This is a genomic window from Psittacicella gerlachiana (genome assembly GCF_003585965.1).
Taxonomy (GTDB): domain Bacteria; phylum Pseudomonadota; class Gammaproteobacteria; order Enterobacterales; family Psittacicellaceae; genus Psittacicella; species Psittacicella gerlachiana.
On sequence record NZ_NRJF01000088.1, the window covers coordinates 1 to 14,266 of the forward strand.

Annotated in this window: 11 protein-coding genes; 2 read left to right on the forward strand and 9 right to left on the reverse strand. The window is 34.1% G+C overall.

The window, feature by feature from the left end:
- Positions 1-504: 504 nt before the first annotated feature.
- A complete protein-coding gene (locus tag CKF59_RS03610) occupies positions 505-2,292 on the reverse strand; it encodes a hypothetical protein (protein ID WP_119534618.1) in 1,788 nt (595 codons plus the stop codon).
- Positions 2,282-2,605 (reverse strand): hypothetical protein, encoded by a 324-nt coding sequence (locus tag CKF59_RS03615; protein WP_119534619.1) that lies wholly within the window; start codon positions 2,603-2,605, stop codon positions 2,282-2,284. Before CKF59_RS03615 ends, CKF59_RS03610 begins: the two co-directional genes overlap by 11 nt.
- A gap of 394 nt (positions 2,606-2,999) precedes the next feature.
- On the opposite strand from CKF59_RS03615, the gene CKF59_RS03620 reads away from it, so the two are divergent.
- Entirely contained in the window at positions 3,000-3,923 is a 924-nt protein-coding gene (locus CKF59_RS03620; protein ID WP_119534620.1) for a hypothetical protein, read from the forward strand.
- A 66-nt stretch (positions 3,924-3,989) separates the two neighbouring features.
- On the opposite strand, the gene CKF59_RS03625 is transcribed toward CKF59_RS03620, so the two are convergent.
- The 7 genes from CKF59_RS03625 to dld form a co-directional block, all read right to left on the reverse strand.
- Positions 3,990-5,348 carry a glycosyltransferase family 9 protein gene (locus tag CKF59_RS03625; protein WP_119534621.1) on the reverse strand — a complete coding sequence of 453 codons (1,359 nt, stop codon included), beginning with the start codon at positions 5,346-5,348 and terminating at the stop codon, positions 3,990-3,992.
- A 163-nt stretch (positions 5,349-5,511) separates the two neighbouring features.
- A complete protein-coding gene (locus CKF59_RS03630; RefSeq protein ID WP_119534622.1) occupies positions 5,512-7,413 on the reverse strand; it encodes a Smr/MutS family protein in 1,902 nt (633 codons plus the stop codon).
- A gap of 2 nt (positions 7,414-7,415) precedes the next feature.
- Positions 7,416-7,730, reverse strand: coding sequence for an SUI1 family translation initiation factor (locus CKF59_RS03635; RefSeq protein WP_119534623.1), 315 nt, complete (start codon positions 7,728-7,730; stop codon positions 7,416-7,418).
- A 62-nt stretch (positions 7,731-7,792) separates the two neighbouring features.
- The gene (locus CKF59_RS03640; protein WP_119534624.1) at positions 7,793-8,632 is read right to left on the reverse strand and encodes an aldose epimerase family protein; all 840 of its coding nucleotides are present in this window, start codon (positions 8,630-8,632) and stop codon (positions 7,793-7,795) included.
- Positions 8,633-8,663: 31 nt separating this feature from the next.
- The gene (locus CKF59_RS03645; protein ID WP_119534625.1) at positions 8,664-10,625 is read right to left on the reverse strand and encodes a tetratricopeptide repeat protein; all 1,962 of its coding nucleotides are present in this window, start codon (positions 10,623-10,625) and stop codon (positions 8,664-8,666) included.
- A gap of 51 nt (positions 10,626-10,676) precedes the next feature.
- Entirely contained in the window at positions 10,677-11,030 is a 354-nt protein-coding gene (locus tag CKF59_RS03650) for a lipopolysaccharide assembly protein LapA domain-containing protein (RefSeq protein WP_119534626.1), read from the reverse strand.
- A gap of 277 nt (positions 11,031-11,307) precedes the next feature.
- Entirely contained in the window at positions 11,308-13,050 is a 1,743-nt protein-coding gene (gene dld / locus CKF59_RS03655) for a D-lactate dehydrogenase (protein ID WP_119534627.1), read from the reverse strand.
- Between the two features lie 113 nt (positions 13,051-13,163).
- On the opposite strand from dld, the gene CKF59_RS03660 reads away from it, so the two are divergent.
- Positions 13,164-14,266 (forward strand): peptide ABC transporter substrate-binding protein (locus CKF59_RS03660; protein ID WP_222985564.1); only part of this gene is annotated, 1,103 nt, incomplete at its 3' end.

The following is a 14,266-nucleotide window of genomic DNA, read 5'->3' on the forward strand; positions in this document are numbered from 1 at the left end:
GAGGTGTATTATAGACAATAAACCTTACCTCGTCAAACACTTTTTGCAATTTAATTCCTAAACCCTTGTATTTTAATTTATATTTTATGAAATAATTTATTTTCATATTTATTCAATCCAAGAGTTTTAACCTAAATTTATATTTTAATTAGACTTTAAATTAATAAATTTGGTCAATTTCTCAAGATAATTGTATCGTTCAAATTTTAGACATGAAAAACGGCTTTCCAATTAATACTAATAAAGGATTATAAAAAAATCAAAAACTAATAAAGGAAAACCGCATTATTACTATACCCCAAACCATTAGCAATATCCAAAAAAAAACTAAAACCAAATTTAAAATTCAAACTTAGCTGTATTGACGTTAGATATTTGATAGTTACCTCACTAGATCCACTAAATTAACTCCTACAAACCTCACCTCTAATCTTACTCTTTGATCTACCCTAAATTAAAATAAGACATTGCAACTATTGTCACAATGCCTCTTAAAAATAAATTTTAATACCATTTAAAAGTCGCTGAAAGAAAATTAAATAAATCTTCTTTGCTTCTGAACTCCACTTGCATTAAGCCTTTATTTTCAGTTTCCTTTGCAACTATTCTTAATGCTTGCTTAGTGAGATTTTGCTTAATAGTTTGACTAGTTAAGCTATATAAAGTTAGAAACTCTTCTCCAAGTTGGTTTAAATAGTTAGCAGCATTTTCTTTATGAGCAGACTCAAGAGAAAGCGATTCTAGATATTCTCCTAACTTAATTTGATCTACTTTAGCTTGTGTAGCTTTATGAATCTTTAGTTCATCATATAAAGCTTCACTGTTGCTAGCCAGCTCTTGATTTATCGCTTGTTCTAAGGTTACTTTATTAATACTTGGAGTGGTAAAACTATGTGCTAAAGATAACTCTTTTCTCTCAATTTGCAATTCAATTAAATTAGAAGCAGTCAAATAGTCTTTGTAAGGATGTTTGCTTTGTAGTAATACTTCTTTAGTATAACCTTCTTCTCTAATTATGTATTCTAAAGCCTTAGCAAATAAACTTCGATCTTTTTTCTTTAAAGGTAATAAATCTATTTGCCCTTGCCCTGACATCTTGGTTAACTTTATTAATTTTAAAGCTTGAGCAAATGCAAGAAGATTTAAACCCAACGTAGGATCTTTTGCTTTTTCTATTTCTGCAATTAAATTAGCCTGATTTTTTAAGGGAGCGAGAATAGCTTGCTCTGCAACTAATAAAGATAACTTACGCTCTTGCCAATATCTACTATTGATATCTACATGAAAGCCACTTTGATCTAAATTTAGATCATAGTTTAAACCACAAGCATCGGTATAACTAAGTCCTGCAAATACGTATGCACTCTCTTTTGCTAAACTTTTTTTCTTAGGAGTATAAATCTGCTGATAATCACTCAAACTTTCAGGTTGCTCTAAAGCTTGCGGATTTAAAGCTAAGGCTTTAATCAAAGTTAAAAGCCCTGAAGCTTGTAACGTAAGCCTATCTAAAGTAAAAAAAGTAACTTTATTGCTAATTAACTCTTGATACTCACTAGTCTCTGCAAGCAAATTAGACACTTGCTCATGATTGCTAAATAAAAGCTCTGAGGTAGATAAAAAGTACATGAGGTTATACTTATCTTGCCCCCAAAGATTTATAAAGTAATCTTCTCCTGTTAAGGATTCGTCTTCTGTTAAGTTTGGCGCTAAATATTTTTGCTCTAAACTCACTTTCGCTAATTTATCGCCATAAGCAGGACTCTTAATTCTGACTTGTACCTTTTGCCCTAAATTTAAGATTTCTTTCAAGCTTTTTATTTTTGCTTGCGGAGCTATACTATCAGAAAGTTTTAAAGTAGCTTGCCAATATTGCTCATTATCGACTTGAGCTTTAACTTCACTTTGTAAAGTTAGAAATGCTTGATCTTTTTCTAGACCAGTTATTTGTCCTTTATATCCTTGTCCACGTTGAGGCACTAGAGAAAATAATTGCTTTCTCGCTCTTAAATCAATTAGATCTAGTTTAATTAGCTGTTGTAAACTTACTCCTCGTAGTAACTCAAGATAGGCCGCATGAGCTTGTAATTGCTCTTGTATTTTTGCCGGCAGATCTTGAGCTAAAGGTTGAGCTAGCTTTATTTTTAGACTTAGCAAAATTAAAGATTGCTCTAATTTAAGGCAAACTCCAACTGTAACTTCATCTTTAGCTCTCCTTTCTTTACCCCCTTGAAGGTGTTGCTTCCAAGCTTGACCTATATCTTCTGAAAGCCCAGAAAAATTTTTACTTTTCATCTTCTTGCTTTAATACATTAGGATCTGAACTTACCATATAATCGATCATTTCTTGAGCAACAATGTCTTGTTGAGCTTCAAGAAATTCTTCAAGATTCATTTCTTGACTAAAGTCTAACTGAGTTTTCTTACTGGTAACTCCATTAGGTTCTGAAGTTAAATTCTCAGCAGGAGCTAAATCTTCAGTTGCTGAAAGTTTACGCTGTTTAATAAAATTTAACATTGCTTGCATTGAAGCTTGGAAGTCAGTTGCAACTTCCTCTATATAATCAGCCTGCATGTATTTTACTTCTTTCTCTTTATTTTCACTCATACTTTTCTCTCGTCGTTATTAATGATAAATTTCTGTAAAGAATTATAGTCTCGATAGTCCTTAATTATAGACTCTCAAGTGGGAAATTACTTTTTCTTTGGTTTTACTCTAATTTATTTAGTAATTTTGTAGAGTTAATAATATCATAATGATAAAATATAGACATAAGGCTTAGCTTCGGAATCTAAACTAGCTTTTTAAGAATTTAAGATAGTCTTTTAAAGTATCTAGGGTAGTTTCCTAATACACCTAAGCTGAAAAAGCCTATTGAACTTTTACAGTTTTCTACTGTAAATAGGAATGTTAGCTCTTTACTTAAACTTATTTAAACTTTGGTTATACCCTCTTGGTTATAATCCAAATTACTTTTTAACTTTTATTTGAGGACCAGTCGATGTCTATAGATTTTGCTTTTGATCATCATCTCGAAACAGATCCTAACTACGAACCTATAACTTTAACTAACTTTGAGGTTAACCTAAAAAACAAACCTGATCCATTTAAAATTACCGAAATCTTAAAATTTGCTCCACTTTTAGAAAAAGAACAAAAACGAGAAGAATTACCTGACTTTATCGCTAATCTTCGTAAAGAATTCTTTACTCTAGAAGAAGAACTTGAAGAACTCGGAGTAGAATCAGCAGAAAATATTTCTCCGTATCTTTTGGGGATGATCTTTGTTAGTGTTGAACTCGATAAAATTGATCGTAGCGCAATTTTTAATTACTTTAAAATTCTCATTCAAGAACAATCTGAACTCATAGGCAATACTGATTACTTAACTTTAGTGGAGTACCTCTCAAGCGAAAATTTCTTACTAGTATACCAAAACCTTCTTGAGCATCTTGATAACCATGTTTTACGCTTAGATGAGTTTAAGATCTCTCATATTTTTCAAAGTATAATTTCTGAAACTAGTGATTATCCATTTCTTGACCTTATAGGACGAGTTACTCACTTTACGCAGGGAGTTATTGATCTTGCAAAAGCCTATATTCATGACTCTACACCAAATTTAGAAACTCAAGAGTTAGCTCTCGAAGTAGTTTACAATAAGCTCAATGAAATTCTCTTTGTTGCCACTGCAATTACCATTGCAATGACAAGATTTATAAATCACGCCTCTCAAGATTTTTATAGTGAAGAAGAGTTCCTGAGATTTTCAAACTTAGAGTTTGATCTTGGTAAGTATTTCCCTGATCCAACAGCGTCAGTGTTAGCTTCAATTTTTGTCGCTATTAAAGCTTTTGAGAAAAACCTCCCTTACCCAACCGAATGTCCAGATTTTACGCTCGAATACTTATGCGAATTAGATTAAATTTAAGCACCTCTTTACGAGGTGCTTAAATTTTAGCTCATTAAATATATTTTTAATGCTAATTACTTAGACATATTGCTTATAGGGAGTTTGCACATTTTGCTGTAAATCCAAACGCTTTAAGACCAAATCAGTTCGCTCTATCACTTCTTGAGGACTAATTTGCTTCATTAAATCTTTTCCAGCTCTAGGTGGTTTCTTGTGCCAATTTTTTAAATCTTGCACATACTGATGATCAGTAAACTCTAAATCTTTTTGATAAGTGTTTTTGTGGAACACGCTTACTACATCGCTAACCCCTTGAATCGGACCTGAACGTAGAGGATTAATATAAGCAAATAATCCTATCGTTGGAATCCCTAGACATGAAGCTAAGTGCATAGGTCCCGAATCTGGACTTATTACCAAATCCGCCAAACTTATAAAGAGACAAAGTTCAGTTAAAGTGGTTTTTCCAGCAAGGTTAAAAAATACTTGACGTCCACTACGAGCAATTCCTTTACAAGTTAATTCAGGTTGAGCTTCAAGGATATACTCCTTAATCTCTTGAGCCACCCCATTAACTAGCTCTAACTCTACATGGTTTTTCCCGCCCGTAACTACCACTCTATGACCACTTTGAATTAAGTGCTTAATCAGAGCTACATAACCTTCTTTTGTCCAGTTCTTTTTCACTGCAGAAGAAGCGGGATTAATAAAAATTAATCTTCCTTCTCTTTGCTTATTCTCTGCAGGAGCAAAATTACTAAAACTCAATAATAAACGATAAAGATTTTGATTATGCGGAGAAATATTACTTTTCGCTAATTCTGAATTAGGTTCTCCTAAACATAAGTCAATTAGAGGCTTGAGATCTTTTTGTTCTTGTAAATGTTGTGGATACTCACCAATATATAGTAATTTAGTATCTACTACTTTTTGCTTAAACTCAAGACAATCTTGCTCACTAAAAAAAGGTTTAAAGAGGTCAAAATAATTAAAGACTACGTGCATTGAGTTTTGGTAAGGGATATTGTAATCAACCACCAAGCTATGCCCTTCATAACTTCTTTCTTTAGAATAACCAACCTTTAATTTAGCTTTAATGAAAGTAGAAAGGAAATTTGCTCTTAAAGAAGTTTGTGCATGAATTAAAAGATCAAAAGGAACTTTTGATAATTCTTTAAATTGTTTATAGGCTTGAAAATAAGAAGTTTTTCTCTTATTAAACACCATAAAAGTTAATTGAGGATACTTTTGCGTTAAGTGACGGAATAAATTATACTCCCCACTCCCAATAATCCAAGTCACTTCAACTTGAGGATAGTTTTTTAATAATAATTCAACACTAGGAATTAAATTTAAAATATCCCCTATCGCGGATAAACGAAAAATACAAACTCTTTTTACTTGAGCAAAACTTGTAAATAATTTTTGTTGCTTCATATATTATAGTTTTCAGAAATATCTAATTTCGCCTAACATTATACCCATATTTAGCTCTAGGTTAGGAAAAAATCTCATCTATTACAAATATATAGGGCTTTAAACTCAAATCCTCAATCTATCCTCTTAACTCTTGAGGATTAGCTCAGAAAAAAGCCCCATTTTAATGGGACTTTTTCTCTCTAAAAGAGTAAGAAGCAGCTACTTCTTTATCATAATTACGCAGAAGAACAATAAAGCCATTGGTACGTCCACGCCCATTATTTTCCTTATTTGGATAAAAAGCAGCGATGCGTTCATATTGTACTAGGTAATTTGGTAAATTTTGCTTTAAGATATCTTTACCATGCCCAGTAATAAAACGAATCGTAAATTCATTGGTTTTCCAACAATCTTTTACTACCGCAGGAATAATCGATTTTAAATCTTGAGAAGTACAACCATGCAAGTCTACTTCTCGATCTATAGGTAAAAGACCATTAAAGAAAGCATGGGTTACTTCTTGATCTAATTCAGGAGCAGCAAAACGAGCATTTTCATAGTTAAACTCATTAAAACGCATATTAATATCAGAAAAGACAACATCATCTCTCTTACTTAAATCATGATAGTCCATCTGGGCAATTTGTTGCTCCATGAGTTCTTTACCAGATTTTATCCCTACTTGAGATCTACGTAGAGTTTGAGCCTGTTTACGTTGCTGAGCTAAAGAAGCACTATGAGCTTTATTTTGTAATGGTTTAATATCTCTAAACTCTTTACGAAACGAATCATCTTTACTCACAAAATTACGCTGAAGATTTTGTGGTTGTGCCTCAAACATTTGAGCAAAACTTGACTTTCCTTTAGATTCTTGTTGCTTTTGATAACTAGCATTATTCAGATCTAAATTAAATGCAAGTTCCTCTTCCTCATCGTCAGCAACAAACTCTTTGTCTGCAACTTTCTTAGCATAAGATTTTGGGGCAAACATTTTTGCTTGTTTACGTTGACGTGATAACTCTTGCTCTTGCTTTGTAGCACTCGGTAAATACTCCATATTTGCTTCAATTAAATCTGCAAAACTCTCAGATTCAGTCTCTACTTCTTTTTTTAATTGACGGAGCTTTTCTTTTTCTTGGCTACTAAAACTTCCTCCGTGGGTTGAGGTCTCACGGTTAGCTGGTAAAGCCAAAGCTTCTGGACTAAAGTCATAAACATTAGCTTCAAATAAAGCAGCAAAACTTTCAGGATTTTGAGCCTTTTCTTCTTTAGGAGCACTTAAGACATTTTTTACTGCAGGTTGTTGTGGGAGTAAAAAACTTTCCTTGGTTTGATGCACAGTAGTTTTTACCGCCGTAGAAGTATTGGTTGTTTCTTGTAAATTTCCATTACTTAAAACTTTAGTTTCGGTATCTTCCTGAATATTTTTATCTTCAATTTGTTGCTCTATAGTTCCATCAGCACGTTGAACATGAGTAATGGTTCTTGTATGTGAAGATTTTTTTACTACCGAATGCACTATCCCTTGAGGATTACCTTTAAGTTCGGCTACTCGAGATTCAGTTTCATTAACCTCATTTTGTGTTGTTGTTACATCTCTAGGCACAAGTGTATTTGTAGCTGAGCTAGTTACAGGTTTAGCTCTTAATTGTCTCGGAGTATTTCCTAAAATTGCATTCGGATTATAATCAGGAGCGGCATGATTTGCCTGCTCAGCAAAACTCATATTCCCTAATACTTTACCTCTTTCATCGGTATAAGCTTGTTCGTCAAATTCAACTTCTTGATAAACTGCAGGAGCATCTAGAACTTTAAATTCACCGGTATTGTAAATACTTTTACCTTTATTTGCCTCTACATCCTTGCCCGAATCATCAAATAAACTATGTAAAGTATTTTGCATTTGTTCTTGAGCTAGATCTATAGCATGATCATCAAAAATATTTTCTTGAGGCTCGGTATCTATAGCTTGAGCTAACTTTTGTTTTACTTCTTCTAAACGCTCAAACTCAGCTAAGTCTTTTTCATTTTCTTCTCCACTTAGAGAAAGAAAAGCTCGCTTTATGGCATCTTTTAAACTCATTCTTAGCCTCCTGAAATTTTTACTTTAAACCCTTTTTGCTCTAGAAGCTGTTGAATTTGTGGTCTCTTATCCCCACCTTGAATAACTATATCCCAGTCTTCAACACTTCCGCCAACCCCTAGTTTTTTCTTTAAAAAACTACAAAGATCTTTGAGTTCTTTTTTATCTAGCCCTGTTCCCGAAACTAGCACGACTCCAGCTCCCTTTCTTCCTTTTAATTGACGATATAAGCGGACAATTCCATCTGATTCAGGTGGTAGTTCTTCTTCAATCTCCGGTTTTATACGCCCCTTATCGGTGCTATAAACTAAACTCATAATTTACTCCTTTAACTTATTTTAGCTTGATATTATTAAGTTATCTTCTATTATAAAAGAATTTATGCAAAATGCGAACTTTCAATCTCTACCGCAAAACTTTCTCCTTGCTTTAAAAGCTCACTTAACCTTGCGGTTTCTAAACAGAGCATATGTTGATGTTCACTTGCTCGCATATCTTGAGGCGTAGCTTGACCGGGATTCCAAACCACCACTTCACTTGCTCGATCATGCTTAATTTTGAGCTTACGTTGCAAACTCGGATCAACAATTATTTGCTCTTGGGTGAAAGGCGTAAGTTTAAATTCGGCATCAAAAGCTTGTGTTATTTGTAAAGGAGAATCTACTGAAATTTGCTTATCTTGCAAATGATCTAAAGCTTGAGGCGGTAAATTTAAAACTTGAGCTTGAGCGAGAGAACCAAGACGATAATAACTATGTAAAGCTACTTGAGCTTGCTCTTGAGCTAGTTGATAAAACTCAAGCTTTAACTTCTCACTAAAAGTAAAAACTACACGAGCTTTAAGTTCTTGAGCATAATTTAAGACTAGACTTAGCTCTACTTGTTGCTCGTCCATTTGATAACTTTCTAATTGCCAAGGATTAATGCGAGCATAACCATGACTTGGCGTTCCATTTTTATTAAACCAAGGATAACTTAAAGGAATCCCGCCTCGAATAGCTTTACCTTGCACAAAAGGTTCTATATCACTAAGCCATAGTACTTCTTTGCCTTGAGCTTGCCAACTTAACAACTGTGCTCCTTGCAAGCTAATTATCGCTTTAACCAGTGGATGTTGAATTAGTAAAAACTCGAGTTCATTTACAGCATGCAGTTCTAAATAAGCTGCAAGATTTTTTCTTAGGGTTTGCGAATTTAATTCTAGCATATAAACTCTCATGTCAAAAAAACCTCTAGAAATCTAGAGGCTTTTAGGTTTTAGTAAAAGTTAAACGATGTAAGGTAAAAGTTTCAAGTTTATGACAAGATGGACAAAGCCAAAATAAATCATGATGTTGATAACCACAAGAACTACAAGCATAGGTCGCTTTGATTCTTGCCTCTAAATCTTGAGTTTGTAATCTTGTTAAAAACTCGGCAAATTTGATTTGTTTATCGGTTAAAGTTACTTCTACTTGTTTTCCTTCTTCAGCTTTTTTGCGTTTAAAACTAAACATAGCTGCAAGAAGATGATGTTTTTCAGTTTCTTGCTCTTCAGCAGGCATTTGGGTGAGAAGTTCGGTCACTAAAGCAAAAATTCGCTCTAAGATAATGCTTTGCGGGTTGCGTTGATAAGATTCAAGCAAAGATTCTAAGCGTTCATAAATCTCGGGTTCAGTTTGAGTTTTAGTTTCTTTCACTAAAGAAACTATATTCTCAATAAACCCACCTGTAGACATTTTCTTTTGATAGAGTTTAGCTTTTTGCGTTAGCTCTGCTTCATAATCTCGAGCTTCTAAAGTTTTTTGCCCCATGACTAGTTCACGAAAAACTTCTGCAGAATTACGAGCTTTATCCTGAAACTCAAAATTATGAACATAGGGTAAGAAATTAAAATTGCTCACAATTTGATCATGATATAAATCAAGCATATACTGCCATTTTTCCGGAACTTCTAAACCTTGTAAAAAGGTTTCTAAGCTCTTACCTCCAAAGGAACGAATATTAGCATAACAGTAAGCGAGATTATTGATCAAAGCGGGAAGCAACTCAAAACGTAACTTAATTGCTTGTTCATAATCTTCAAGGGCACTATGATAATCCCCTAAAGCAAAATGATAATTCGCTCGAGTTACATAGGCTCGGGTACAAGTTGGAGCTAATTCAATAATTCTTTGAAAAGAGAACATGGTGCGTCTATGCCCTAAAGTTAAATAGGTACTTAAAAGGCGAAATAAGTAAAAATGACACAGCTGCTCTAAATTAGAATTATTTTTGCGTAAAGCATAAATTTCTTTAGCCACCGCTAATGCTGACTGCCAGTCTTGGAGTAATAAATATACTTGTAGAAGTAAGTCTAATACCTCGTGTTCGTATTTATCATTACCAATTAAAGGGAGAAGATTTTGTAAACAAGAAGAATACATTCCCGCTTTTAAGTAACAACGGGAAAGATTTATTTGTGCCAAGCTATGACCTTCATTTTTCCAAGAAGGAATCGCAAGAATATGACGAAAGATCTTAATTGCTCTCGAGTAATCTCCTCTTTGCATGCAGATTACTCCAGCCATCATTTGCATTTCTAACAAATGTCCAACATCATCTGCGAGTACACTATAAGGATGAAATAAATCCTCTAAGGAGCGAGCAGCAAAAGGTTCTTGCTCTTCGGTTTGCCCTTTGCTCTTTTTACTTCCTTTAGCTAAAGCTTGCTCTAAAGCACTAACTGCAGGATTATTTAATGAAGAGGTAGACAGGGTTTGTTCAAGAGCTTCAAGTTTTCCTTGTTGCTCTTGCATAGCTGACTCTTGACTCCAAGTTTTAGTCTTAGATTGCAAATGAACTTGACTAATTTGACTATAAAAGTCATCTACCAACACATTTACTTCTGGCTTTTGGGCTAAACTTTGCTCAAGATCTTTGATCTGTTGTTCAAAATTCTCCTTTGCTTTTTTGCTAACTTTAGCAACTTTATTGACATTATTTTTTTGTAGACTTGGCGTATTCGCAATTAAATTCCCATCTACAATATACTCTACCGTGGTTAAAAGTTTTTCCACAACTTCATTTGCTTGTGGATTATCATCTTTTATCACCAAAGGCATAGCATCTAAATAAGATTGCTTAGTCCGTCTTTTTAAAAGCCAAGTAGAAAAACTACCTTTAAAAATATAACCTAAGAAAAACGAAATTAACGCAATCAAAGGCATAATCAGGAAAAGAAGTTCTGACATAATTTTTACGTAAACGTCAAACCTTAACAGTTATATCCTAAAAATATTACCTTAACTTTCTTTTGTGGTAGCAGTAAGAGAAGTGGTTTTAGGCTCTTTAGCATCTAATTGTAAAGTCTCTAAAGCTACTTCGAGCTTTTGTACTTTTTTCTCTAAAGTTTGTACACGAGATCTTGCTACAACTAGCTTAGTTTTGAGTACAGCATAGAGTAAAAAGAGTACAACTAAGGCAATGACAAAACCAAAAATAAAAGCCATCCCTAAAATAAAGGATAAACGTCCGTCAAACTCACCAAAAAGAAAATTTACATGCACTAATTGATCATTAGCTGAGGTAAAAATAAAAATAACTGTAATTAGTGCTATTAAAAATAGCAGATAACAAAGGTATCGAATTAATTTCATAAAAGCATTTACACAAGAAAATAAATTTAGTTCTTAAATTTATCCACGATAGAAACCTGTATATTTTTCTTTATTTTAGCATAAATAAAAAAAAGCAATGAAAATTCTTGCGAATTCCCATTGCCACAGTCTACTATTTTTGTCATTATTTTTATAATAGCCAATCTTTAGAACGCATACCCGAGAGTACTTTGCCCTAAATCTTAACTACTACTATTATTATGACACAATTTCACTTAAAAAGTTGCATTAATTTACAACTTTTTTCTTTAACTTATTATTTTTTAGAACAATCATGACCACAAGAGCATGGGGTATCAGCCCAATTTTTATATTTAGAAAGCTTACCTACCCCAGGATTGAACTGATTAGTCGGATCAAGATCACGGTAGTGTTTTTCTAAATTAGGTTGAGCATGATAAAGGTGTCCAACATTATGCTCTGCTGGATACTGAGCTCCACGATTACGATAAAACTCTAAGATTTTCTCTTTCATCTCTTCTACAGAATAAGGAGAATCTTTTTTCACTAAGTAATCTAAATGGAATACATGACAGAGAAAGTGTCCACAAGAATTCACATGCGTTAAATGTTCTAAAATCTCTGCTGGTAACGGCTCTGCCCATTGCTCATCATTACGACGAAGAGCTATGTCTAGAGCAATCATTCCCTTAGTTTCATTTTTGAGCATGTGCATAGATCTTGCTAAAGAACCACCTACTGAGAAACGTAATAATAGTGCTTTTTTCGCTTCTTTTGGAGTCGCTGCAAAATAGTCGCCTGTAGAATGTTCTTTAAAATACTCTTTAAGGTAGCTATCGGTTTGCTCAATTAAATCATCAGCTGTAGTTAAAATTAAATAGTGCTGATATTTTTTACGGAAATCTAAAATTCTTGGCGGTAAGAGGTTAGGTAAACAATCACCATAAAATTGCATTACTGTTTCCGCAGCTGGTAAGAAGGGTAAACGTCCAAAATTACGATCGTAAGCGTCTTTTAACGCATATAATTTTGGTAAATGTTTAGTGCCAAACTTATCGAGTACCCAAAATACGTCTTTACCATATTTAACCGCATCATCAAATGATGAAGCTCCCATGTATTCACCTTGCATAGGTAAACCATCAAATTCAGTAAGAACTTTACGACGAATTGCGGTTAAGTCATCAGGATTATTTGTTCCGATAAAGAATAATTGTTGACGCTTAGCCTTGGCAAAAGTATCTACACGTACAGCAAATACTGCGAGATGCCCAGCCGAACCAGAAGCTTCTTTTAAGCGATCAGGATCTGAATTATAACGTGATGGAGTATCGGCATCTACTTGTACGACTTTATATTTATAGTCACGTGAAGAAGCAAGTTTCACTTGAGGGTTTTCTACTTTAAACTTACCCTTTTCTAAGCGTTCTAATTGCTCTTCTGGAGAACCATCACCTAAGTCTAACCCTAAGTTATTAATAAACTCAAGTTCTCCCTCATCGTTAACACGAGCATAACAAGCTAATTCGGTATAAGCTGGTCCACGTTGGACTAAGGTTCCTCCAGAGTTGTTACAAATCCCTCCAACTACCGAAGCTCCAATACATGACGAACCTATTACCGAGTGAGGTTCACGACCTATTTTATTTAATTTTTCTTCTAATTTGAATAAGGTAGATCCTGCGAGACATACAGCTTGAGGCTCATCTGTATCTTCATTAATTAGATGAATATCATCTATTCTTAAAGTATTGATAATTACGATTGGACGGTCGTAATCATTACCCCAAGGCGTTGATCCCCCAGTTACCCCTGTATTTTGTGCTTGGTTAAGAACAATAATATTGTTTTTAACACATAGTTTTACGACTTTAAAATACTCTACAAGGTTATCCGGTCTTACTACCGCTAAGGCATCACCTAAACCAAAGAAAAATCCCGTGCGATAACGTTTGGTTGCCGCTGGATCTGTTAGGACATATTTATCCCCAACAATTTTTGTTAATTCTTTTATAAAATCTTTATAGTTGGCAGTCATGATACCTCACTTGACTTATTAGCTAACCTAAAATTAATATTTTTATAGACATCTCTACTAGTATATATTAAACTAAATTTGTTAGTTTGTGCAAAATATTTATCGATTTTTCTATGCAAAACAAATATTTTTTCTCTCTTTTTAGCTTAAGTCTTTTCTCGCTTGTAGCCTCGAGCTTTAATGCTCAAGCGATTACCATTCCTCAAGGAGTAACCTTAGCTCCTAAACAAGAGTATATTTTTAATTTACCTAGTTTTCCTGCAACTATAGATCCAGGTTTAATTGGGGATACTCTTTCTGCTCGAGCGGCCGAACCTTTATTTGATACTTTATATCGTCTTGGATCAAGTGGGGATTTTCTTCCTACTGCCGCTTCAGGTTATAAGGTTAGTGATGATCAACTAACTTGGACTTTTTACTTACGTCCGGAAGCTACTTGGCATGATGGTAAACCCGTAACCGCTCAAGATTTTATCTATGCTTGGCAACGTTTAGCTGCTCATGATAGTCGCTCAATTTTTGCTAATGCCTTTGTAAATATGCATGTAGTTAATGCAGATGGAGTATACCAACGTTTAATAAAGGTCGAGGAATTAGGGATTAGTGCTTTAGATTCCCATACCCTAGAAATTAAACTCTACCAACCAACGCCATGGTTACTCCAAATTATTGCTAATCTCGCACTAGCTCCCGTACGCCAAGATCTAATTGAAAAATATGGCAGTGCTTGGACGCAACCTGAACACTTTATCGGTAATGGTCCTTATACTTTAAGCACTTATCTGCCTAATGACCAAATTACTTATCAAAAAAGAGAGGATTATTGGGATAGTCAAAATATTTATATTACCCAAGCTAAGGCAATTTTTTCTGAACCTCGTATTGCTTACTATCGCTACCTTACTGGAGAAATTCTTGTTACCGAAGTCTTTAAGGGGATTAGCAAACAGGTTTTTGCCGAACGCCCTAGCGAAGTTTATTTAACGCCTCGTAATGCCTCTTATTATCTAAACTTGAATAGTCAAAGCTTTGCTGATTTAAAAGTACGTCAAGCTCTAGCTTTGCTTACTGATACTCAATATCTGAGTAAACATATAGTTCTCGGGGCTACGGCCACTAGTATTTTTGCCCCTACGAGCTTACAAGATGGGCAATACCAAAAACAAGCACCTTACTTTTATAACTTTCCTAGTGACAATAATGCTCAAGCTATAGC